The following is a 24,849-nucleotide window of genomic DNA, read 5'->3' as shown; positions in this document are numbered from 1 at the left end:
CCAGGCATTTGCACCGGCGGGGTTTTTTGTTTTTAGGCTTCCGCTTGCTTGACTAGCTTGCTTAGCTTATCCACCAGGGCGCGCAGTTTCTGCCTGTCTTCTTTGAGTAGGGCGAGCTTTTCCTCTGCGGTAATTGGGCCTGTGGGGATGGGCGTCATTTCTGCGTTGAAGGCTTCGAGCACTTCGGATATGGTTTCTGTCGGCATGGTTATTTATTGAATCGGTTATGTTTTGCAATACGCTCTGCGTTCCGTCGGGGGTCTTCCCGGATATATCGCATAAGCGTTTTTTCCTGACTGTGGCCGGTAAGGGCCATAATGTCCCGGACGGGAAGGCCCGCTTCATAGGCAGACGTTGCGAATGATCGGCGGGCCGTGTGAGTGCTAACCAATTGATATTTAGGAGTAGATAAGATTTCCGACCGGCCCTTAATCTGCTTCACTTGCCGTATCTCCTCCGTGAATCCAGCGAGAAGACAAACTTCTTTTATTTGTCGGTTGAATACTTGGCCGGTAATGTTTGGTGGCTTGAATCCGTACTTCTTACCAATCTCTACGGCCATAGGATCCAACGGAATGATGACCCGTTTTGCCTTTCCTTTTTGGGTATAAATGTCTAGGTAATACGTTCCATCCTTCACGGTGAAATTGTCCGGGCCAACTTCTTTCCACCGGTTGAAACGTAGTCCGATGTGACAGAAAAAAACAAACAAGTCCCGGACCTTCTCTAAGTGAGGCTTGGAGGATAAATCCAACTGGTGAAGGGCTTGTAATTCTTCGGTGTATAGTGCAATGGTTTCCTTTGCTGCGGGGCTTAAACGAAGTTGCGAGGCTAATTTAATGGCGTTCACGTCGCACCCCATATCCTGACCGCTTGCGGCGGCATGGGAGCACATTTGGCGGAATCGCTTTAGGTGCTTGTGGATAGTCGAATCCCCGGTATCTGTATTGTTCCAAAACCAATCCCGGTAACGTTCAAATAAGCGAAGCGTTACTTGCTCAAAATGGAGTTCGCCCGGTAGGGTGGCGGCGAAACGTTCAAAAAGGTTTAGGCTAACCATTTCGCTGTCGGTGGTGCTTGCCTTTAAGGAACTCCTTAGCCGGTCTTCCATGTATCGGCGGTAGTAATCCAAAACAGGTTCGGCTGGCTGTCCATCGGTTCGGCCTTGCCGATAGGCAACTAAGTACCGCTTCAATACTTCGGGGGTTAGTTCAACTAATTTCCGTTCGCGGCGAAACTTGTTGTAAGTATTGGTGACAAACATTGCCAGTTCATCGAGCACCCGGTTTACTTCGATGTAGTCAGGGTTTATATCGGTGAATTTTTCCTTTATCCGGTGGGTCTTCTTATCCCAATGTTCAGGTAAAACATATTCCTTCGTACTCATCCGAAGTTGCGCCCCGCTCCAATTGAAGTGAAGCGATATTGCGGTAGGCTTTCCTGGCTTCGGGCGTTCTAAATAAAAGTTCGGGCGCGGCGGCATGGTTTTTCTTTTTGCTGCCTCTAAGTTAGTGGTAAGTGTACCCGATTTACATAAGGTGAAACATAAGGCTACACATAAGCCAAATATGTCATGTTTTGCTAATTCTTTGGTAAATAGTGATTTATGGATTTTGGGTGTAAAGTGCCGTTTTGAGGGAGCAGGGCGTACCGTTATATCCGTCGGACCCGTCCAGACCGCATACGTTCTCCACAAACGGCTGTTTAACAGCTAATTAGACAGAAAGCAGAAATGCAGGAAGTCAAATTAGCGGTCGTTTAAGAACGAATGTACCACGAAGAGAGGTTAGACTTAGGTCTTTCCTCTCTTTTTTTTTGTCCTTGTAGCTGCCGAAATTACCGCTCTTTTGAGCGAAACGGGAATTCCCGCATCGGGAATACTTCTAATGTGTAAGCCCTCGTCCCGATGGCTTGGAACCCATCCTGTTAGCTTATCACGACGAAAAATCCTGCCCAAGGGCGCGCCCCCCCTGCCCGCTTAATAGTGTTAAGGTAATCCCCGTTTGTCAACGGCACTTTTCCTTGGAAATTTTGTGTTACGTACGCCCGTGACCCGCTTAATGCGGTTTTGATGTGACGCTCGGCGCTAGCCAAGGGTTCAAGCATGGGGCAGTTTTAGGATAGGGTTAATTGAGGGGGACCTCAAGACGAAACAGCCTCCCTCCAACTTCATCAGTAATATAGATTTCATCCTTTTCCCACCTCACAGCACCTCCGCGAGCCTTAAATCCGCTCGCTTTTTTGGAGTTAGAATCCGAGTTTTTACGGTCTAGCAAAACTTTAGTGAATGAATACTCTTCAATCCTTTCAAATCTGAGTAGACTTGTAGAAGATTGGAGGTACATTACGTCCACACGGGCATTCTGTTGGTGAATTACCACCATTCGAGTACCACTTGGGTCAAGAATAATATCAGCGGGAGTACCTCCTTCTGAGTAAGAGTAAATATCCTTGATTTTTGCAACATCTTCGGGTTTTTCAGTTTTCCAACGGCTAACATTTAAAAGACTAGTAGTGTAAACGCGGCCATCGCTGTCGCTAGTTGCGACAAGATTGTTTCCTACAATTCGAATATCGGTAAGGTACTCTATTATCTCAGAATGAGGGTGAGTATAGTGATCTCCAATAGCACCATTCTCTCTTATCTCAATGTAAATAATTTTGGGCACAGTCTCCTTGTCAATGTTTAGACAAGTCACAAACCCTACAGGAGAGTCGCTTCCCTTTTTGTAATGAAATGCGACTCCTGATGGCTTTAGGACTACATTTTCAAAATCTTCAACTTTATCCTCGATCAGTTCTTTCAGATTGATAGAAGTAACATTATTTGTGTCACGAGTCAAGTTAAGAAGAAAGACCATATCGCTTCTATAGTAGGATATGATTGCCAAAGAATCATTCAAAGCAACATCTATTGCATCTCCTTGAGCTTTATCATTCTGTGGTTGTACATTAAATTTTTCATGGACTTGCGGATTTGAAAATCCTTCCTCATCAAGTGTTATTAAGAATGGTGGTTGGTTATTATCACGCATAACGATAACCCTATTCCTATCGATCACACCAAAGCCGGAAACGGGTTCATTATCTATCAACTCTGGGTCTAATATTGTTTCGATTTTGGCGGAATCAGGATTGATGTCGGTATCATACCTCAATACTGTAGGGACTGAATATTGGTTAAAAGTGTTCGAAACTAACAAAAAACGATTGTCAAGAAAGCGAATATAGAATGGTTCAAAGCTATCCTCAAAACCATGCGGAATCTCATCTACTTGTTCATCTAGCAGTTCAATATAGGAGTATTTAACACTAGGCCCCTCTGGCCAAAACCACCAAATAAGGCAAAATAAGCCTCCTAAGACAAATATCTGTGACATATTTTTAAATAGTCGTTTCCATGTTTGTATGCGACTAAGAGCCGATGCAAGTTCTTTTTTCTGACTCCCTAATTCTAAATCTCTGGCTGATAGTTTTTCACTAAGTTGTTTTCGGTCTGCCTCTTTTTTCTTCAAATTGGTGACAATAGCATCCTTCAGTTTACCTGCTTCGTGTAGTTTTTCATTGGTTCGGGCCAACTCACTACTCAGGAATTCGACCCTTCCTGCAATTTTTCGAAAAAGTAGATTCAGACCAGGTTCGTGAATTTTTTCCTCCCTAATCAACGGTCCAAAGGAGGATTCATCGACAATACGCCTTAACTCATCATATTCTTCATGGTTATCTACATATGCCAATAGAAAAGTCACCGCTTCGTTTTTTCTGGCAACTAATTCTAGCAAGTCAAGGAAAGACAGCTTGTCATCGGAGTACTTTCGATTGAACATTTCCTTATTAAGTAGGAAACATACAGCAGTAAACGGTGTCAAATCTGCTGTTTGAAGCTTAAACGTTTTTGCATTGATATCCCTGAGGCGAATAAGTGCTCGCTCAAAATCCGCGTTATTTTTTTTGTATATGCTTTGATAAGTAGCTTGGCCTCGGTCGTCTCCATATACGACAGCCACTTCCAAAATTGGTTCTTTGGGAGTCGGCTTAGGACGATTTCTTAGTTGATCTTTTACCCAATCTAGCAACCACTCTAAATCAGCTTCTTCCAGACGGATTTTTGCGTCATATTTGTAATGTATTCGTCGTAGCTCTAAAGCTTCGGTAGTCAATTTAGGGAAAGACTCTGCTTTACTACTTTGATCATAAAGGTAAATTAGAACCCGAAGTAAGATTCTAAGGAAAGGGGTTCCTGAAGCCTTGAAGCTCTCTGGCTTCTTGAGAAGATCCCTAGCTTTTTGTTTTCCAAAAGTGTGAAATCTGATCGAAGATTTAGGTGCAAAGGAAGAATCTTTAAAACCAATTACTGTTAATTTACCAATTACTGGATGTAGTTTACTACATCTATCCCCTTCTTCAAAATAACGGGACGCGGCAGATTCTACTCGGCTAGCGAGATCTTTGTACAGAGAATCATACATGCTTATTTTCTCAAACCTAACCTTTCTATTTTGATCAATTGAAAGTAAGCCATCAAGGGGCTTGCCAGCAATAGTTCGAACACCTTCTTCCTTAGTTAAGAAAATTGTGCCATCAGCAGGCCGGGAGCCAGCCCTTATTTCTTCTAGTAGCTGGAGGTTGTAATACTCAAGCAATAGGCCTCCAACTTCTACAATATCTTGATCTGTCATGAAAGTCCAAGGTAAGCCAGCACTATATTTTGTCCCAACTACCTGGTTTTAGGTGGTGGTTGATCGCTTTAGTGCTCAAATCGATGTCAGATGTAAGGTAATAAAGGGGGAAGTTAAAAAAAAGGAAGTTAGTTGGAAATGTGCACAATTACAACTACCTGAAAATCAATGATTAAAGTGTAAGAAATAAGGAGGCTAATGGTATTCATTTTTTTTTGCTCAAAAAAAATCAACCCCGTCTCTTTGCCTTGTTGGTGTGACCGACAACTGATAGAAAACTCCATTACTATGAAACGAATTAAAGCGCTTCCGTCTTTCGCAACCCTCGTCCTAATCATTTGTTTTTCTACTATTTACTCCCAATCCGAACGATCGGATTATACGGGATTTTCCCCCGGTGAAGTTCAGGTAACACCAACCGGAGACTTTCTCTACTCCGGAACAGTGTTACTACCAGTGGGTACGTTTCAGCCAAAAATTGACTACGGCGTCTCCGGCCGAGAGGGACTACCAATTCTACGGGGGCTGCCTAAAATTAGTCTGAGGGCGCAACATCCCGCCTTAGGAGAAAACAATCGTGCCCTTTCCCTCGACGCCACGGCCCGCTTCAGTCTGAACGGCACCCCGCTACTAGGTATCGGCGGGAACGAGCTCCGGGCAATCGATCAACCGTGGGAGGTCATCCGAAGCCACCGCCGGCTGCCCTCCGGGCTGCCAGAGTACTTTACCCTCAAGACGCAAGAGGGTACTACCCTCTACTTCGGAAAAACCGAGGATAGCCGCATTGAACCTCAGGGTAGTACAGCACCAGTTGAATGGCTTATCAACCGAGTAGTTGACAAAAACGGCAACTACTACACCGTGAGTTACCTGGAAAAAGGAGGACATGGTTATCCGCTCCAGATAGATTACGCCGGCAACGAGCGAACCGGAAAGACACCGCAATATTCCGTACGCTTCAAGTATACTGATTACTTCCACCCCACCACGTATATTGGGACCTATATACGGCGTAAAACTCAACAACTCGCCGAAATTAGCTGTTTCCACGGGACGGAAAAAGTGAGGTCTTACCGATTCAGTTATAAACTCCACGGGCAAGCCTCACAACTGGTCGTTCACCGAGTACAAGAGTTTGGAAAGAACGAGCGAGCACTTGCACCGACGGATTTTAACTACAACACTACTGCAGGCCAGGTATTCCGGAAGCAGTACGATAACCCTATCCCCGATTTTGAGGGGCACGACGCGAAAAACACCATTCAAGTAACCCCTACGCAGGCCGACCTGGATGGAATCCAGGATTTTGCTTACATCCGCAGGGAACCGGAGACGGATGGAATCTTCCTAAGGGTGTTAAGAACTAGTCCCAACTTCAAGTCTCAGGCTCGGTCTAGTATTTCCATGCTCTATGCTCAGAACCCATTGTTCAATTCTTCGTCCGTTTCCGAGACAGAAAAATTAGCTCGCGTAGCCTTTAATAAACGTCTCCACAAAGACTTCAATAAGGACGGGGCATCTCTGGTCAGTGGGGATGTGACTGGAGATGGTCGGGATGACCTAATCGCACTCACGAAGGGTCGGCTTGAGGTGTACGTCAACGTAAGTACCAATAATCAGGTGAATTACCAGTTGGCCTTCTTCTCTACTCTGAGTGGAGATCTCAAGGAGGCCAGAGCAGTTTTGGGGGACTTTAATGGAGACCGGCTGCTAGACATTCTCCTCCATCGTAAAGACCACGGTAAGGTACTGCTGGCAGAAGTCGGTACATCCGGTCAGGTTGGATTTCGATCCCACCCGGACGTTCTGAGCCTGAATGTCGCCGAAGGTTTTATTGAAGGCGATTTTATTAACTTCACCGTGGGGGATTATGACGCTGATGGCCAATCGGACCTACTGGTATTCAAAAAAAAGCAAGCTGGTTTTTTGCTCTTCGACGACCATACCAACCAGTTCAACAAGTTCATTGACCTGAGTGAGAGAATGAACGGGCAGAATACCATTCGTCATCTGACCCCTACCGACGTGAACTCTGACGGATACACGGACCTGGTCGAGGTCTATCACGAATACTGCGAGGATGATCACCGTGTGTATTACCAGCTCCACCGGAATACCGGGAAATGGCGATTCGTCAAGGGCGGACGGATCCTTGATCACCACTACTACCCCAATACCGTAAACACTCCTTTTTTCACCGATCTGAACAACGATGGTTATGACGATCTAGTGGTTGCTGGTAAGGCAGGCGACCTAACGTGTACGCCTAACGCATCAGGCTTTGTGGTAACGCTTACCAATGCAGCATACGTCTTCTATAACGATAGAAAAGGTTCGTTTGCCGATACCTCCCGAGTCATATTACTTGAAACGGTTGGGCCTGCCAGGGGCAGAATTGAGGATGGCGAGATCGACCTAAAACTCGGCCGCTTCCAGTCAGCTCTTAGCCTGGACATCCTCACCCAACAGCGGGAAGGAAGCGGTCACACTTTTCACGAATTATACGCCGAGCCGACACTGCTTACTAGCGTAACGGAAGGCAACGGTGGCACGACGGAGATCACCTACCAAAATGCACTGGAGCCCGCAGTTTGCAAGATGACGTCACGTGCTGTGGAGGATCCTAGCTTGGTGAAAACCGCCGTCCCGATTCACGTGGTCTCCCACCTGAAGCGGCCAACGGTGACGGGGGGGCACGAATACCTTTCCTACCAATACCGGGATCCCATGAGCAGCCGGGACTGGGGTTTCAAGGGGTTCTCCTCCCGGATCGTGAGAAACCACCAGACCAGCAGCACCGAGGAAACAGAATACCGTCATTTTCCTGGATTTGCGGGTAGTACCATCCAGAAGAAGAGTATCCGCCTGAGCGATCAGCTTACGCGCCAGGAGGAATTTAACCACTTAGTGGTGGACCACCCTGAACTGAAATCATTCTCTATTCTCGAGGTCGATCATAAGATCACCACAAACGATCCCTATACAGGCAGCTTCCTGTCCCAAAAATCCACCCATCACGACTACCTGAATAACGAACTGCCCAAAACCACGACGACTCGCTGGTCCGATGGAAAACAGGAGAATACCAGTTTCGAGTACAACAGCCAGCGGAGAATAAAGTCACTGTTACGTGAAGTCACCGCCCCGGGGAAAGATACCCTCCGGCGAATGACCATTTATGGTTACGATGATTCTGGCAACCTGGACCACGAAATTCTCGACCCTGACAACCCCTACCTAAGACGTGAAGTCAGTAAAGAGTTCAACAACTACGGGAAAGTCGAGTCACAGTCTACTACTGGTTGGGCCGGTCCAGGAAGCGGTACGCAAACCAGGACTGTTACCCAGGAATACGACAATCACCAGCTCCTCTCTTCCGTAACGGATGCCGCCGGATACACCACCCACTTCAAGCGCGACCCTGTATCGGGTAAAGTCCTAGAGCGCAGCGCCCCCAATGGCTTGGTTACCACCTACGAATTCGACGAATTTTATCGTAGCACTGGGCACAGGACGGGAGACCACCGATGGGTCAAACAGGAACACTCTCTAATGGAAGAACAGTATATCTACGGCGTACCAGTGGCCTACCGTTTGGTGGAAAAGGATGCTAAGGGGCGGGAGACTGTCAGCTATTTTAATCTGGCTGACCAGGTGCTACGAAAAGAGACCTTAAGCTTCGGAGGCCGGGTAAGCGTAGAGGATACCCAATACGACGGACGCGGACGAAAGACCCAAGCATCGTACCCCTACTGGTCAGGAGAAGAACCTCTCTGGACTACCTTCCGCTATGACCTGGCCGATCGGCTCGTTGGCGTGCGTCATCCAGATGGCACCGAGGTTAACTATTTATACGATCGGCTTCAGATGACCGTAACCGACGAGGAAGGTAAACAGACCGTATACCGGCGAGACATCCACGGCAACGATCGTTCGGTTACGAATGCCGCCGGGGTAACCACCGTAATGACCTACGATGTGAGCAACAACCGCACGTCCATCGGTTTAGAAGACCAAGAAAGCCGGGCCGTGTTCCACTACACGCCTCGCAATCTTCTGGACTGTACCAATGACGTCGCTTCCGGAAAAGACTCCTCGTACTACAACGCCTTTGACGAAAAGGTAGTGGACACTCACCCCGACGGCAACATCCAGTACCTCCGAGACCTCCGGGGTCTCAACTACGCCACCGTACTGGCTGACCAGGATACCGTATTCCGCCAATACGATTTCCGTGGCGATTTGGTGTCTGTCCACCGAACGAGCAATAATTACCGGGAAGAGGTCTTTCGCAATGCCTTCGGTCAGGACACCCTACATCGTGGCCAAAGAGGTATTTTCCCCTTCGCAACCAAGAACTTCTTTGACGAGGTGGGCAACAACCTTCAAACGATCTACACCGAGCGGAAGGACACCATTTCTCGCCTCTTCGACCGGGGGCTCGAGGTATCCCAACACAGGAATGGCCAGCTGACTTATGCACTACTGGAGGTCGCTCCCTCCGACATCCCGCTCGTCAGTCTCGGTGGCGACAACAACTTCACGGAGAAGACCTATAATCAAGCAAGGGGATGGCTAATGGGAATTAAGGTCAGCAGTGCTACCAACGGTGTGGTACGACAAGACTGGACGTTTACCCACGATGATGTCGGAAATGTCTTAGAGCGTTCCGAATCAGTGACGAACAAACGAGAGTATTTCACCTATAACGAGCTCCACCAGATGACAACTTCTCAGGTGGAAGGCCAGGAGGTTGTCGATTACCGGTATGCGCAAGACGGCGCACTGATCCACCGTTCCGATCGAGGGGAAATAAACTACGATGGGTCAGGTAGGCCGGCGGGCGTCGGACTGAATAACGATGAGGTTTGTCCCGAGCCGGTGGAGGTCATGTACACAAAGCAAAAGCAAGTGAGGCAGATCCGACAAGGTCAGACTGTACTTTACCTGAATTACGGCGACGGTAGTACCCTGACAAAGACCGACAAGATCGTCGACAATCAGCATCTACTCACCACCGTCATGCTTCCCTTCGGAAGCGTACTTAGCGGCCGAGACGAGTTCCGTCAAAGTACCTACCTGGAGGCGAACGGCGAGGTCTACGCCGTCGCCATTTTTTGGCAGGGAGAAGATATCATCCAGTACCTCCACCGTGATCACCTAGGATCCGTGACGGCGGTAACCGGAGCAAAGGGCACCGTGCTACAACGATTCCAGTTCGCGCCATTCGGAGAGGCAAGGGACCAGGACTGGAACCTCTATTCTTCCGAAGAAGAAACTGATCCTACGGCGGTGAGTAAGCATTTTGGCTTCCACACGAGCACGGGGCTGGCAGGATTGACCCTCACGGGGGGGCGGGTGCTACAACCGGCGAATGGCTTCTTTTTGAGTCCAGATGTAGCCTACATTAGCATCCTACCCCACACCCTGAACCGGTTTGGTTATAGCGCTAACCCCGTATCCAGTATCGATCCATCGGGATACTTCGTACGGTGGCTCGGTAGCCAGATAAAGGAGCACTGGAAGTCCATCGTCGTTGTCACGGTAGTGGTAGCCGTTACGGTAGCCACTGGCCCGCTGGGACTCTCGCTTTCCTCTGCTCCGCTATCTGCGGGCTTGGCTGGAGCCGCAGGTAACCTGACTGGTGCCCTACTCAACGGGGCCGGTGTAGGATCAACTTTCGCTGCTACCGCCAACGGTTTCGCGTTCGGGGCGTTGAGCGCAGGGTTATCGGGATCCGTGGGAAATCTTGCACAGCAGCAGCCAAACTTCCTCCGGCATATGGGGGTGAAGGTAGTGGGCCATGGAATGGTCCAAGGCACTATGGCAAAGGCACAACGGGGTTCCTTCTACTCTGGTATGCTTTCCGGAGGGCTCGGTGGCCTAACTTCCCCCTTGCGTAGTCCCGCTTTACAGCCACGTTTATCGACCCGATTGCTCTCCGCTGCCGCAACGAGTTCACTTGCCGCACACCTTACAGGTGGAGCTATCCCCCCAGCCTTACTCTCCGGCGTCAGTATGCAGATGTACAACGAAGAACTCCACGAGGATTGGATAACTCAACAGATCGAGAGCAAGATAAATGATCGATTGAACAACATAATCGGTGTGCCATGGCCCTTCAGCAAGTTTGTTTCTCCCTTCGAGATAGAGACACTTGCCGATGGTACTCTACCTGACTGGTATCGGAATCCCTCTGGCACCTTTCTGGGGAGAGAGAATGGATGGTCCACCTTCAACGATAATGGTGTAATCTACCAGATCAAAGGGCTCTACGACCCAATCCGGCTCCTCAACCCCAATACCATGCAGCCATTGGACTTCAATATCCGGCCGAATATCAACTTCCTCCGGAATGGCTGCATATATCGCTCCTGTATTGGGCCCTCCAATTAACATTAACCCTTCCGTCTATTGCAAACCATTACTCCAGTAGAGCGTCCACTGAAACGGGCGCTTTACTGGAATATTCTAAATATTCCTTTCCATGTTAGCGTTTTTCCTCCGCAGTCTCCTGGCGATTACAATTTACCTGACGATCACTCCAACGCTGGCGAGTCAGTCCGTCATCACCTTCCACTACGATCAACACGGCAATATGATACGGCAGGATGTGCCCTGCCAGCAAAGCCCCCCACCGCAGTTTGCCCGAGTAGAGCTTTTCCCGAATCCGACGGCGGGCGTTACCTACCTAAGTTATGACCAGCTGCGCCCCGGGAAGGTGACCCTCGGGCTGGTGGACGCCACCGGCCGGGAACTGTGGCGAGCGGTGACCGAAGTAGCTCCTGGCAGTCAGCGGCACCGTTTAGCCATAGATCATTTACCCCCTGGAATCTACTTCCTGTACTTACGGCAGATTGGGGGAATCGAACAGCGTAAATTAGTGATTCTGTAAACTTTATCTGATCTTATACTAGCGGTCTTATCTGTCACCAGATTTTCCAATGACAGCCGTTTGTGAGAAATGTTAAAGTTCGAAAATCGAGCTTTTTTTGAGCCTTTAGACGGAAAACCCGAGGTAAGCTGTACCATCCGAGTGGTCCGTCCAGACCGCAAGAGCCATCCCCCCGGGGATGGCTTTTTGCGTTTACACCAATGGGCTAGACTGCCGGCGGGTCATCCACGGCTGAGGGCCTACTTTATTTAGCCGATGATGGGAAGTAGTAAGCCGACAAGGGTTTGGTGTCACCTTTCGCCGAAAGGTGACCACTCCATCTAGAAGCGTAGGGATTCACCATGATTTTGGCCGCTTCTTTATTAGCTGATGGTCTTGACGACCGGCTTGTGCTTGCCCGACCAATTATCGATTAGGCGGGGAGCAAGCCTGCTCCCTGGTTTTTCGATTTACGTTACTCCGCCCTTTCTTCAATCATTCAATCCTTATGTCCTTTTATCCTTTCTACTTTGCACCTGCGCTCCGCCGCCCTTATGACGGGCTGAGACAAGACCTATACTCCCAGAAAGGAGGATAGATGTTTTGAAATCCACGCCCTTCCGCCATGCCGGATGGCTACCGGAAAAGCAGCCAACGCTGTTCCGTATTACCGTCCCCGAAATTGATGCTGAGGAGGTAGCTGCCGGCGGCTAAACCCGCGGGACGGACGAGCTTGACGCGGTCGGTCTGGGGGGTAACCCGCCAGTGGGCGACCTCGCGGCCGTTTTGGTCAAGCAGTTGGAGGAAACCATTGGCGGGCATGGCCCGCGCCAGCCGCAGTTGGAAATTGGCGGCAATTGGGTTAGGGAAGACCTGACTTTCAGTCACGTCCATTTCGGGGGGCTGCGAAGTATTTTTACGGCTACTACTCACGGGGCCAGCAAAATCAATGCGGTATTCCCGACTCTGGCAACCCGCTAAGCGAGCGGTCGTATACAAGTGGTCCGTTCCCACCGGTAGGTGATGCAGGGCTTCCAGGGCATTATCGTGAGGGTAATAAAGGGCTCCCCTTCCGCCGGAGCCATTGGTTCCGAGCGTCCAGTCCATACCGACTTCGCCCCAGTTCGTGCCCCTGACGTCGAAGATGTCAAAGTAAGTTTCCCCAGGGACGGGAACGAAGTCCAGTGGATGGAGGACCGCGGCGTCATTTTCAAAGTAGATCGGAGAAAGGTTAGCAATGGCGTTGGTGGGGTCGTAGATCAGGCCATCGTTAGCAATCTCACCGCCGCCGTATTGGGTGCGAATCTCAGTGTCTTCAAGCTCCCAAATGCCGGCGTTATGAAAGGGACTACTGTTTTCCACCAGGAGGTCACCCGTCTGGTTAATCCGCCCACAGTCTTCATTGGTCACACTACCCGCTACGTGTAGGGCGATATCACTCGCGGATAGGATGAGGGAGCCTCCCTCATTACGCAAATTTCCACCGTTGACCACCCGCAGGCCGATGGCACCGTCCGTTACGACGGACGCCTGCGCCACATTTAAAAACTGGCTATTGTTGACGGTGATGGCGGTAGGCGTATTGATTAAATCCAGGTCAATGACGCCCTCGTTAGTCAGTTGAGCCTGATTGAATACCCCAATCGCTTCATTCGGGAAGCTAATCCCCCGGGCTTCAATCCGGCCCTTATTGGTATTTTCAAGATGGCCCCCCTGACCAACGTATAACCCGCGGGTTCCCTGGTCATTACCGGTAAACCGAATGGTCCCCTGGTTTAGGAGGTGCCCCGTATTGCCCGATATGGAAACGCCGGAGTAGTTAGAGATTTGTACCAGGATGTCGCCACTCATAAGGTTCGCCAGGTGCCCCTGGACGAGAATTCCATTCCCGTGTATGCGCCTTGCGATATCAATCTGCCCGGCATTGGTTACCCTGGTGCCGGGGGCTATGCCCATGACGAGATTGTCATTATCCAGCGCTACGAAGCGTCCGCTCGAATGAATGGTCATTTCACCGTTATGCTGTTGCATCAGACTATTGTAGTTATTTTGAATCCGTAACTCATCGTACAGGTCAATGTCTCCCTGGTTTCGAATACCAAAGCGACTGGACTGGACCTGTAGCAGTCCCCCCTCCGCAACGGTAAATTGACCATCATTGAAAATTCCGGTGGCGTTATTGTTCGTGGAACCCTGGTATACTTCTAAGTGGCCCTGAACCTCCACTTCGCCATTATTCGTTAAGGCGGTACCGTTGAAGGCCCAGTGCAATATTCTCAGGCGAGCGTCGGGATCAATCCGTAAATGGGCGTTTTGCTGTAGCAAAATGGACCTTGCTTCCCAGTAGCCCCCCGGGATTTTTACTCTGCCGCCACTGTTGATGCGGACATCATGGTTTGGGGCCGGGATTTTTCCCAGGGACCAGTTGTTGGGGTCATCCCACGAACTATCGCCTCCAATCCATTCATTGGTTTGGGCGTTTAGCAAAAAGGCAGCAAGGAGTAGGGGTAATAGTAGTGCGGTACGGAGCATGAGTTTTTGGGTTGTAGCCGAAATGCCCACTTAGGGATACGCGGTGTTTTTACTGACGGTAAAGGTCAGGGGAATTGCTCCGCGAAACTTCTGGCCTTTCATGGAAAGGGAGAATTGTATGAAATCAGGTACTGCGATTGACCGGCCGGGGCCCTGAAGGCCACAGATTCTGGGTTTGGCAAATTCACGGGAGATTGGTTCCCGGAGCAAACCTTTTACGGAGAAGGGTGATCAATACCCGACGGAAGGTCGCGTAGATATTTCCTCAACAATACTAAGTGCTGGCTCGACCATTAACGCAAAAAACTAGAATGATTGGCGCTATGACCTCTACTAACTAAAGGGCCTTCCCTTCCGGGGCTAATAACAGTAAACGCATCACTTACCACACGATTGAAACCAGTTGCCCTAAAAGAAATCCAGCGTAAACCCGTACCCCACGGTGAAGTCGAAGCTGCGCCACTTTACCTCCCGCCAGTCGGGCGGGGCGCTTTGGTCCTTAAAATCGTAGAGGTCGTTGAGGTCCACATTATAGCGGCCGCCAAAGCTGAGACGGCCGGGTCCGAGTTTGAATTCCAGGCCGCCGCCCACGATACCCGCCAGGTCATAGCCGCGGCTTTCTCCGTCGTTGGGGCCCATCAGGCCATTGGCCAGGAGGTCCGTCTCCACGCTGTTGCCGTTGGCGCTGGCCCGGCGGATACCGTCGAGCACAAAGCCCAGGCTGGCGCCCCCTTCCAGGTAAATACGGAATTTCGGTTTTCCCAGCCGTAGCCGTAGGGTAACCGGAATGTCGAGATAGTTGAACTGCTCCAGAAAAGTGGAGTCGATGTTGGCCAAGGTGTAATCGTAGCCCCGTTGCTGGAACAGTACCTCCGGACGGAAGACGGCCAGGCCTTCCCCAAATTCCAGGAAGACGCCGCCGGTCAGTCCGCTGATGGTGCCCGTTTCGGTGATGTTGGCCAGGGTAGGGGTTTCGTTGACCGTGGCAATGGTCCCGCCCCCCTTGAGACCGATGGTTACCTGGGCCTTGCCGAAGGCCGGGATGATGAGGACGAAGGTCAGGAAAAGGAGCAATCGCATGGGTAAGGAAGGGTTGGTCATTGTTGCTTTATGCGTGAGGAAGGGCACGCGTTACGCCATAGGGAGGAGGGCAAGGGCGAGGACGCAGGTGCCAGGGATTGAGTAAGGAGCCATGGGTAGCCCGGAAGGAAATAGAATTTGCTTCTGTAGAAAATGCTCTGATCAGCGGAGAGAGTATTGGATAAGGCTTGCTCCGCAAGCCGGTCGCGCAGTCTGGGGCGTATCATGACCTTTTGCGCATCATCGTTATTACCTGTTGGTCTTTTAGCCCGGCTTGTGCTTACCCGACCATAAATCGATTGGGCGGGGCGCAAGTCTTTTCCGGAGATTTTTAATGATGCGTTAGTCCTACATTTCTCCTTTTTCTTGCCTTCACCGAGACCTAGGATGAGCTCCGCTACGCTCCGACGCATCCGAGGACCGGCTCCTTCAATCCTTCAGTCATTCAATCCTTTATTCATTGCACCCGCGCTCCGTCGCATCCAGAGGGGCAAAAAAAACCGAGACATTATCCAATGTCTCGGTTTCCTTTATGATTTTGACCTCAGCCTCAGCCTACTTTTTTCCCTTCGGCCCAATCACCCGGCCGGGCGTCCAGGGTGCCCGGGCACCGTCCAGGGCGGCGTCGATGGCCGGAATGTCGTTCTCCATGATGTCCTGCAGGCGGTTCATCACGGGGCCGAGTTCTTCTTCGGCGATGGCCTTCACCATGGCGGAAGTCTTGGTCGGGTCGGATAATGAGGAGCTGCCCGTCCAGATGGCCGTATTGATCCGGCTGCTTAGGGAGGGTGCCTGATCAATTTCCAACTGGCGTTTGATGGGGTCGCCGTAAAGCTCAATCCGGATAGCCTTGAGTTTTTCGTCCAGGGCGTCTACCTGCTCCGCAAGTTTCGGATTGTCCACGAGCCGGATGGCCGCGCGGTAGTACTCCAGCCGCTCACTTAACTCGCCGTAAGTGCCCCGCATTGCGTTGGCTTGTTTGGACAGTTCACTCAACTCGCGGTGGTAGGCGAGCATGGCCGCCGGATCGGTAGCGGGCAACGTACGGTTCTCGAGATCCTTGACCTTAAAGGCCACGGGCCCCGCCAACTTGGTGATGGTGCCGTCGATGCTCTTGGACATCTCAACGGTGTAGTCTCCGGGGAGTACCATAATGCCACTAGAGAGGTTGCTGGAGGGGTCTCCCTTGCTCTTGTTGACCCGGTCGATGTCCGGGTACTTCAGGTCCCAGTGCACGCGGTTGATGCCCTTCTGGGCGGCGGTGCGTACTTCGTTGACCACGGCCCCGTTGGCGTCCCGGACGGTGAAGATCAGGAAGGGTTTCTCTTCCTCCGCTTCGGCGGTGAGCTGATCGTAGGTGGGGTAGAAGACGTCTTCGCCCTCTTTGCGGCGCTCCCGTTCCTCTTCCTCCCGCAGGGCCTCTTTGGTCTTGTAGCCCTCCTTGAGGAAATAGGTGAAGGCCGCGCCGAATTTGGGGTTGGTGCCCAGGTAGTACGTTTCCCCCTGGAAGCCCTTGGGGCCGAGCCAGGAGATGGTGTTACTGGCCGCGATCGGGCTGTAAGGCAGGTACTGGAAGGCGTCCCGGACGCTGAACAGATGGGCTTCCTGCTCCATGACCTCCGGCGTCAGTTCGCGGAGGGCGGAGTAGTCATCCATGATGTAGAAGCCGCGGCCGAAGGTGGCCAGCACGAGGTCATTCTCCCGTTCCTGGATGTTGATGTCCCGCACCGCTACGGTCGGGAGTCCCCGACCGAGTTTGCGCCAGTATTTTCCACCGTCAACGGTGGCGTAGCAGCTGAATTCCGTGCCTACGAACAGCAGGTCGGCCACCTCCGGGTCCTCGGCGATGGCGTAGACGGAGCCGCGTTCGGGCAGGTTGGCGGCGATGGATTGCCACTTCTTACCCTGGTTGGAACTCTTCAACAAGTAGGGCTTGAAGTCACCCCGCTTATGGTTATTGAAGGCTACGTACACCACGTTTTCGTCGTGGGCCGAAGCAATGATTTCGTTGACGTAGGTAGTGTCCGGCACCCCGGGGAACTCCCCGAAACGGGTCCAGTTTTCGCCCCCGTCCGTGGAGACGTGCAGAAGGCCGTCGTCCGTGCCGGCGTAGAGCAGGTTTTCGTTCAGGGGCGACTCCGCCAGGGCCACAATGTTACCGTAGGGTGTGGTGGAGACGTTCTTGGCCACGGCGTCCATGGGCCAAACCTTGCCCATCACCTTGAGCTTGTTGCGGTCGATGCCGCGCGTCAGGTCGCCGCTGACCTCCCGCCAGCTCTGGCCGCGGTCGTCGGAGCGGTGTACCCGGTCGGAGGCGTAGTAAACCCGTTTGGGGTCGTGGCTGCTGACCAGGAGGGGAGAGTCCCAGTTCCAATTGTAGGAGTAGTCTCCCTTGGGGGGCTGGGGAACAATGTTGGTGGTTTCCCCGGTAGCGCGGTCAAAGCGGCTGAGGTTACCGTACTGCGACTGGCTGTACACAATGTTGGGGTTCGTCGGATCTACGTGGGGCTCAAACCCGTCACCGAGCGTCGTGACGAACCAGTGGCGGTTGGTAATGCCGGTGGGCTCGGTGGTGCGGCTGGGGCCCCCGAAGCTGAAGTTATCCTGCGTGCCACCGTAGACGTTGTAGAAGGGGTAGTCGTTATCGACGGCCACCTTGTAGAACTGGGTTACCGGCAGGTTGGGGAAGAAGCGCCAGGTTTGTCCCCGGTCCCAGGATTCGTACACCCCGCCGTCGTTGCCGTTGAGCAGGTAGTTGGGGTTGTTGGGGTCGATCCACAGGGCGTGGTTGTCGATGTGCTTGTTCCGCTCGCCAACGTTGCCGAAATTCTTTCCGCCATCCGTACTGACGGCCGCGAAGGTGTTCATGACGTAGACGCGGTCAACGTCGACCGGATCGGCAATCACTTCCTGGTAATAGTTGCCACTGGAGCTGTATGAGCTTCTTTTCTCCCAGCTTTCTCCCCGGTCGGTGGAGCGGTAGAACCCACCGCGCCCGGTCTGGGCCTCCACGACGGCGTAGACTACGTCGGGGTTGGCGGGGGAAATGTCCAGGCCAATGCGGCCCTTATCTCCACCGGGCATCCCCGTCATGATCTTGCGGAAGTTTTCTCCCCCGTCGGTGGATTTGTAGACGGCGGACTCCGGTCCGCCACTGATGTAGGTAAATACGTGCCGGCGGCGCTGGTGGGCGACGGCGTACACCAGATCGGGGTCACGGGGGTCGAGGTGCACTTCGTGAATCCCGGTGTGGGCACTGATGTCCAGGATTTTCTCCCAGTTCTCGCCGCCGTCGGTGGTTTTGTAGAGGCCGCGGTCTCCGCCGGCGCTCCACAGCGGACCGGTAGCTGCCACGTAAACGACGTTGCCATCCCGGGGATCAACGGCGATCATGCCGATGTGCTCGGAGTTTTTCAGGCCCATGTGCTTCCAGCTCTTACCCCCGTCGACGCTCTTATACACGCCGTCGCCGAAGGCAACGCTTCGCTGGTTGTTGTTCTCCCCCGTGCCGACCCATACGACATTGTGGTTGTTGGGGTCCATTTCCACTACGCCGATGGAGTAGGAGCCCTGGCGATCAAAAACGGGTTTGAAGTTCAGTCCCCGGTTGGTGGTTTTCCAGACGCCACCGGCGGAGGTGGCCACGAAGAATTCACTCGGATTATCGGGGTTGACGGCAAAGTCGGAAATTCTGCCCGAGGTGAAGGCCGGCCCGATGGACCGGAAGGAAAGACTGTTCCAGCCCGCTTCATACCGGGCGTCCTTGTCTTCGTCCTGAGCAAAAAGCACGACGGACAGTAAGGTGCAAAAGCAAAGTAGCGTGATTCGTAACACTTGGTCATTTGGTTGGTGAAAGGGGAAAGATACGCGGAAATGCCCATTTTTTGGGCGAGGGACCGCGGGTGCCGAGACCCTGAGTAGGGCCATTGACCCTCAGTTAGTTTTGGTTACTTTTGGACATTGGGCTCCACCGCATGGCGGGAATACCCGGGGACAAAATCCAATTCTTTCCGTAGACGCAGGAAGCGTTTTGTTATTCTTTGTCGTTAGCCAAACGAATGCCCTTAATCAACCAAAGAATTACTTTTTTTATAAGGACCCCCAGAGAAAGACCCAATGCATCCAGTTAACCGCACTCGCGGTTTTGTGCCGTCGCACTTTCCCTCCCGAAAGCTGCGGTTTCTTTAGGCCTTATCTACCAATACATCCATAAGGGTAGAATTTATTAGAGTTTTTCGCACTTTTTTTAACGTACTGGAAATAGACTAGGAATTTGATGGCAGTGTTTCGGCGGCCTACCCTAAGATGGGTAGACCCGGCGGAGAGCGTCATCAGCGGAGTCATGCTATTTCCCGATGGTCGCGTTGTTCTGGTGGAAAAAGCTTCAATGAACTCTTAATCAAAGAAAACCTGTCTGCTCTCTCGGGAGCAGTGTATTACTCACTATTTTTTTAATCGAAATCCATTGAAGCATGAAAAGACTTTTATTAGCCATAATATCGATGCTCTTTGTTGGGGGCATAGCCATGGCGCAACAAACAGTCACGGGCGTCGTCACCGACGAGGACGGCGAGAGTCTGATCGGGGTTAGTGTCCTGGTCGAAGGAACAACTACGGGAACGGTTACTGACCTGGACGGCAACTACAGCATTAGCGTCCCCGAAGGCCAGAATGTGCTCCAGTTCAGCTATACGGGCTTCGGCACCCAGAGCATTGAGATCAACAACCGGGCCGTCATTAACGTGACGATGGAAACCTCCGCCGAAGTGCTGGAGCAGGTTATCGTTACGGCTTTCGGTACGACTACCAAAGAGGCCTTTTCGGGTTCTGCGGACGTCATCGGGGCCAAAGACCTGGAGGTACGTACTGTTACCTCTCCGATTGCGGCCATCGAAGGTGTTGCTACCGGCGTTCAGTTTACTTCCGCCAACGGCGGTCCTGGTTCCTCTCCGGGAATCTTCATTCGCGGTGTCGGTACCCTGAACGGTAGTGCGACACCACTTTTCATCGTTGATGGTGTCCAGTTCGACGGCGGATTGGTGAACATCAACCAGGAAGACATCGAGTCGATTACGGTACTTAAGGATGCTGCTTCTACTGCCCTCTACGGTTCCAGAGCAGCTGCCGGAGTAGTGCTGATCACCACCAAGAAAGGTTCCCGTAAGGGCAGAACGCAGGTCTCCGCTTCCGTCAACCACGGCTGGGTATCTCCGGCGGTTCCCTTTTACGACGAAGTAAGTCCCGGCGAGTACTATGAGATCATGTGGGAAGCCTTGAAGAACTCAGGTGCCGCCGACGGTAGCGCCGAGTTTGCCTCCGCAAACATTTACCAAAACCTCGGCTACAACCCCTTCAACGTCCCCAACGATCAGATTGTCGGCACGGACGGGCGGCTCAACCCCAACGCTGAGGTCGTTTACCAGAGCCTGAACTGGTACGATGAATTGCAGGTGCCCAACACCCGGACGAATTACAACGTCAACGTAGCCAGTGGTGGCGAAAACCACAGTGTGTTTTTCTCTACTTCTTACCTGGAAGAGGGGGGCTTCATCCAAACTTCCGAGTATGACCGCCTGACCACGCGCGTCAACGCCGACTTCGACGCCAATAACTGGCTGACCCTGGGTGGTAGTGCCAACGTAACGGTTTCCACCGCCGCCGGCCCCAGTTCTGCCGGTACCGGTAGCATCGTGAACCCCTTCGGCTTTGCGAAGAACATCGGTTCCATCTACCCCGTATTCGTCAACGACCAGCAGGGTAACATCGTGCTGGATGCGGCCGGTAACCCAAGATTTGACAACGGGGAAGGTTTCCCCGAGTTCAACATTGGCTCCCGGCCCATCAACCAGGGCCGTCACGCCCTGCAGGAATTGCTGCTCAACGACGAGCGTGACCGGGATAACACCTACGGTTTCCGCTTTTATGCCGACGTTGCCCTGCCCATCAACGGACTGAGTCTGAGCCTGAACTACGGTCGGGACATCAACGAAGGTCTGGAGAAGGAGTACGAAAACAACATCATTGGTGATGCTCAGCCAACCGGTCGCTACAGCGAAACTCGTTTCCGCCGGCAAATTGAGAACTTTGTGCAGCAGTTGAACTACACCACCAACATTGGTGGGTTGCACAACCTGGACATTAAGCTCGGCCACGAAAGCTTTGATCGGACGTTTAGCAGCAACAACGCGCTGGCCGTCGATCAAACGGCAGAGGGCATCTTCGAATTCGCAAACTTTGCTTCGCCAGTTAGCGTTGGTGGCTCCACCACCGTTAAGCGCATTGAGGGGTACTTCGCCCAGGCGAACTACAACTTTGACAGTAAATATTACCTCAGCCTTTCGGGACGGTATGACGGGTCTTCGGCCTTCAGCCCCGGCTCCCAGTGGGGTGCTTTCTGGGGTGTAGGTGCCTCCTGGCGCCTCGATCAGGAGCAGTTCATCCAGAATGTTTCCTGGATTGATCGCCTGAAGCTACGGTCCTCCTTCGGCCTCACGGGTAGCGACAACCTGGGCTTCTTTGCTTCCCGCGCCCTGTTTGACCTGACCTCTAACGCTGGTAACCCGGCCATTGTGTTCTCTGAAATCGGTAACGACCAACTCCAGTGGGAAACCACCGAGCTCTTTGACGTTGCCCTTGAGTTCACCTTGTTCAACAACTTCCTGGATGGCTCTTTGGAGTACTTTAACCGTGCTTCTACCGACCTGCTGTTCGATCAGCCCATTCCGCTGAGTAACGGTGCCAACTCCATTCCCGCCAACATTGCCGACATGGTAAACTCCGGGATTGAGCTTGGCCTGACGGCCAACCTGATTACCCGCCCTGATTTCCGCTGGAACGTTCGGGTAACGGCTTCTACCTTCAGAAACGAGATCACCAGCCTGCCGGAGCCAGTGGTTACGGGCACCAAGCGCTGGGAAGAAGGACGCTCCCGCTACGACTTCTACATGTTCCATACCGCCGGGGTAGACCCCGCGACTGGCGACCAGTTGTACTTCGTTTATGAATTTGACGACGATGGCAACACCATCCCCGTGCTGGAAGAAGATGGTTCTCACGCCGTGACTAACGACTGGCAGGACACGGAACGAGCTTACCTCGACAAGAGCTCCGTTCCCGACGTGAACGGATCCGTTTCTACCAACATCTTCTTCAAAGGGTTCTCGCTGAACATTCTGACCAACTTCGGCATCGGTGGCTACGTCCTCGACAACGGCTACGCTGCGATGATGCACAGTGGAAACTACGGAAGTTCCCTGCACCCCGACATCATGAACGCCTGGCGTCAGCCCGGCGACATCACCAACGTTCCCCGGATGGAGAATGGTAACAACCTGCTGGTGCGCACCGCATCTTCTCGCTTCCTGACGGACGCCTCGTTCTTCTCCCTGCGCAACATCAACTTGGGTTATACGTTCGGTGACGCCGTAACCCAAAGGATCGGTATGGAAAACCTGCGGTTATCCGTTACCGGAGAGAACCTGTTCGTTTCTGCTGCCCGCCGCGGCCTGAACCCCCAGTTCAACCTCGCGGGTACGCCGGCCGGAAACACCTTTGCTCCTACCCGGATCATCTCCGTTGGGATCAACGGCAACTTTTAAACTACTTAGAACGCGTTGCGGTGGACTCGTTGGGGTGAATGATAATGATCGGTGTTAGCAACTAACTCCCATACCATTCACCCCTGCCACCCCAACCTAATCTTTGTACCAACTTCAAAGTCATTTAAAATGATGTCCTACTTAAAATATTCTTTCCTTCTCTTTGCCGTGGTGGTGCTGTACTCCTCCTGCGAAGAGGATTTCCTGAATACCAGCCCCACGGATGCCATCTCTACGGCAGATGCCCTGGCAACCGAAGCTAATATGTCCCTGATCATCAACGGGATGCACCGGACGCAGTACGCCCAATCGCAAACGGTATTGCCGGGCGGCTCGACCATCGCCAATACCGCACGAGCCGGCGAGCACTACTGGGTTCCTATGGGTGACAACCTCGCCGGTGGGCTGATCCACAGCGCCAACGCCAACAACCTGGGCTGGCGGAGCGAAGCGCAGTGGATTTCTCATACTGACGCCTTCACCAATACGGTTGATATTCTGTGGTACCACCGCTACAATATTATCCTGAACGCCAACTCCATCATCAACCGGGTGGCGGAAGGTGATCTTCCGATGACCCCGACGCTGCGTACCATTCTCGGCCAGGCTTACGCCTACCGGGCCTACGCCTACCTCTCGCTGGTCCAGCACTACGCCAAGGGCTACCTGATCGGTAACCCCAGCTCGGATCCCGGGGTGCCGATCCTGTTCGCCTCCGAGGCTCCCTTCGAGAGTGGGCCCCGCGAAACCGTACAGGCGGTTTACGACCAGATATTTGCTGACTTAGACGCCGCCATCGACAATTTCGCCGAGGGCGTTCCACGTGGTACGGGAAGTGCTTTTGACAAAGCCGACCTCAACGCCGACGTTGCCTGGGGCCTTCGCGCCCGCGCGGCGCTGGCTACGGGAAGATGGCAAGAGGCCGTTGATGCGGCGGTTCAGGCTCGGGCGAATTATCCCCTCATGGGAGAAGCCGACTGGAAGTCTGGCTTTAACACCACGCTACTCCCCGAGGTGATCTGGGGTTATAACGTTATCCCGACGGAGACTACCTTCTTCCGTTCTTACTTCTACCTGGCTTCTAATACCTTCAACGGTAGCCAGGTCCGGAACAACCCCAAGATTGCGGATCGCCGCCTCATTGACGCTACCCCGGACACGGATTATCGTAAGGATATGTTCCTCATCAATGCCCCGAATACTAACCTCTCCGCCGCCAATGGAGAAGGGGGCTGGGCCAACAACACCAACCCGCTCTACCAGACCGAAGAGGAGTTTGATGCGGCCAGAGACGCCCTGGAAGCGCAATGGGGCTGGACTTCAGCCCATAACGCTCACCCTTACATGCACGTAAAACTGCGGCAGGCCATTCCGGGAGGTATCGAGCCAGATGATATCATCATGATGCGCTCTTCCGAAATGTACCTCATTGAGGCAGAGGCGGAACTGATGATGGGTAATCTCTCCGATGCCCAGGAAGCGTTGCGCCCACTGGGTGAAGAGCGGGACAGCAACTACGACGTAACGGCTTTTGACACCCAGGAGGAGTTCATGGAGCACATCAAGTTCCAGCGTGGACTGGAGTTATGGGGCGAAGGCTTCCTGTTCCAGGACAAAATCCGCTGGGATGACCCCATCGACCACGCCGCTAACGGTGGTTCCGGTGCTTCGCAGTCGATTTACCAGGATGCTTATCAGGTTGGTCGGCCTTCGGAAGAGCCACGTTGGGTATTCAAGATTCCCCAGCGGGAAATTGATACCAATCCGAACCTCACTCCGGCGGATCAGAACCCGTAGTGAGTTGCCGAATTATTGTAGCGGGTGTTAGATGACACGCCCGCGTTAAGCCGTCCCGAACGTTGCCCCGTCAGCGTTCGGGACGCTTTTTTTTGCCCGGTATTTCATCGCATTGACCAGGCTGTATAAAAAGGTGGGCGAGGACCCCGAGGGTGATCGCGGGGCTCGACCTTTTGTCGCGGACGCGGGGCGCAATCTAAATCTCCGAGGAGCAATGAATAAGCAGTCCATGCCCCTTCTAAGCGCAAACACCTGGAGTCGCCTTTCCCCGAAAGGCGACCACACCATC

Annotated in this window: 10 protein-coding genes; 4 read left to right on the top strand and 6 right to left on the bottom strand. The window is 52.6% G+C overall.

Annotated features, from left to right (window positions below):
* Positions 1 to 32 precede the first annotated feature (32 nt).
* From E1J53_RS03710 to E1J53_RS03700, 3 genes are all read right to left on the bottom strand, one after another.
* Positions 33 to 206 (bottom strand): hypothetical protein, encoded by a 174-nt coding sequence (locus tag E1J53_RS03710; protein WP_154640128.1) that lies wholly within the window; start codon positions 204 to 206, stop codon positions 33 to 35.
* A 2-nt stretch (positions 207 to 208) separates the two neighbouring features.
* Positions 209 to 1,483 (bottom strand): site-specific integrase, encoded by a 1,275-nt coding sequence (locus E1J53_RS03705; protein WP_134271514.1) that lies wholly within the window; start codon positions 1,481 to 1,483, stop codon positions 209 to 211.
* Positions 1,484 to 2,126: 643 nt separating this feature from the next.
* Entirely contained in the window at positions 2,127 to 4,679 is a 2,553-nt protein-coding gene (locus E1J53_RS03700; RefSeq protein WP_134271515.1) for a hypothetical protein, read from the bottom strand.
* Between the two features lie 198 nt (positions 4,680 to 4,877).
* On the opposite strand from E1J53_RS03700, the gene E1J53_RS03695 reads away from it, so the two are divergent.
* Positions 4,878 to 11,075, top strand: coding sequence for an FG-GAP-like repeat-containing protein (locus E1J53_RS03695; RefSeq protein WP_134271516.1), 6,198 nt, complete (start codon positions 4,878 to 4,880; stop codon positions 11,073 to 11,075).
* A 91-nt stretch (positions 11,076 to 11,166) separates the two neighbouring features.
* Entirely contained in the window at positions 11,167 to 11,574 is a 408-nt protein-coding gene (locus E1J53_RS03690) for a T9SS type A sorting domain-containing protein (protein WP_134271517.1), read from the top strand.
* A gap of 615 nt (positions 11,575 to 12,189) precedes the next feature.
* On the opposite strand, the gene E1J53_RS03685 is transcribed toward E1J53_RS03690, so the two are convergent.
* The 3 genes from E1J53_RS03685 to E1J53_RS03675 form a co-directional block, all read right to left on the bottom strand.
* Positions 12,190 to 14,085 carry a hypothetical protein gene (locus E1J53_RS03685; RefSeq protein WP_134271518.1) on the bottom strand — a complete coding sequence of 632 codons (1,896 nt, stop codon included), beginning with the start codon at positions 14,083 to 14,085 and terminating at the stop codon, positions 12,190 to 12,192.
* A 408-nt stretch (positions 14,086 to 14,493) separates the two neighbouring features.
* The gene (locus tag E1J53_RS03680) at positions 14,494 to 15,165 is read right to left on the bottom strand and encodes a porin family protein (RefSeq protein WP_173021354.1); all 672 of its coding nucleotides are present in this window, start codon (positions 15,163 to 15,165) and stop codon (positions 14,494 to 14,496) included.
* A 555-nt stretch (positions 15,166 to 15,720) separates the two neighbouring features.
* Positions 15,721 to 18,999, bottom strand: coding sequence for a WD40/YVTN/BNR-like repeat-containing protein (locus tag E1J53_RS03675; RefSeq protein ID WP_368671723.1), 3,279 nt, complete (start codon positions 18,997 to 18,999; stop codon positions 15,721 to 15,723).
* Positions 19,000 to 19,637: 638 nt separating this feature from the next.
* Between E1J53_RS03675 and E1J53_RS03670 the strand changes: the two genes are divergently transcribed.
* Both E1J53_RS03670 and E1J53_RS03665 read left to right on the top strand, forming a co-directional pair.
* A complete protein-coding gene (locus E1J53_RS03670) occupies positions 19,638 to 22,763 on the top strand; it encodes a SusC/RagA family TonB-linked outer membrane protein (RefSeq protein ID WP_134271521.1) in 3,126 nt (1,041 codons plus the stop codon).
* A 129-nt stretch (positions 22,764 to 22,892) separates the two neighbouring features.
* Positions 22,893 to 24,560, top strand: coding sequence for a RagB/SusD family nutrient uptake outer membrane protein (locus E1J53_RS03665; protein ID WP_134271522.1), 1,668 nt, complete (start codon positions 22,893 to 22,895; stop codon positions 24,558 to 24,560).
* Positions 24,561 to 24,849 lie beyond the last annotated feature (289 nt).

It is taken from the genome of Lewinella sp. W8 (genome assembly GCF_004375085.3).
Taxonomy (GTDB): Bacteria; Bacteroidota; Bacteroidia; order Chitinophagales; family Saprospiraceae; genus Neolewinella.
The sequence above is the reverse complement of the archived record's forward strand: the minus strand, read 5'-3'. Positions and strand labels throughout refer to the sequence as shown.

Coding starts and splice junctions, on each gene's coding strand:
- E1J53_RS03710 (WP_154640128.1), bottom strand. CDS start 206: ATGCCGACAGAAACCATATCCGAAGTGCTCGAAGCCTTCAACGCAGAA.
- E1J53_RS03705 (WP_134271514.1), bottom strand. CDS start 1,483: ATGCCGCCGCGCCCGAACTTTTATTTAGAACGCCCGAAGCCAGGAAAG.
- E1J53_RS03700 (WP_134271515.1), bottom strand. CDS start 4,679: ATGACAGATCAAGATATTGTAGAAGTTGGAGGCCTATTGCTTGAGTAT.
- E1J53_RS03695 (WP_134271516.1), top strand. CDS start 4,878: ATGGTATTCATTTTTTTTTGCTCAAAAAAAATCAACCCCGTCTCTTTG.
- E1J53_RS03690 (WP_134271517.1), top strand. CDS start 11,167: ATGTTAGCGTTTTTCCTCCGCAGTCTCCTGGCGATTACAATTTACCTG.
- E1J53_RS03685 (WP_134271518.1), bottom strand. CDS start 14,085: ATGCTCCGTACCGCACTACTATTACCCCTACTCCTTGCTGCCTTTTTG.
- E1J53_RS03680 (WP_173021354.1), bottom strand. CDS start 15,165: ATGCGATTGCTCCTTTTCCTGACCTTCGTCCTCATCATCCCGGCCTTC.
- E1J53_RS03670 (WP_134271521.1), top strand. CDS start 19,638: ATGAAAAGACTTTTATTAGCCATAATATCGATGCTCTTTGTTGGGGGC.
- E1J53_RS03665 (WP_134271522.1), top strand. CDS start 22,893: ATGATGTCCTACTTAAAATATTCTTTCCTTCTCTTTGCCGTGGTGGTG.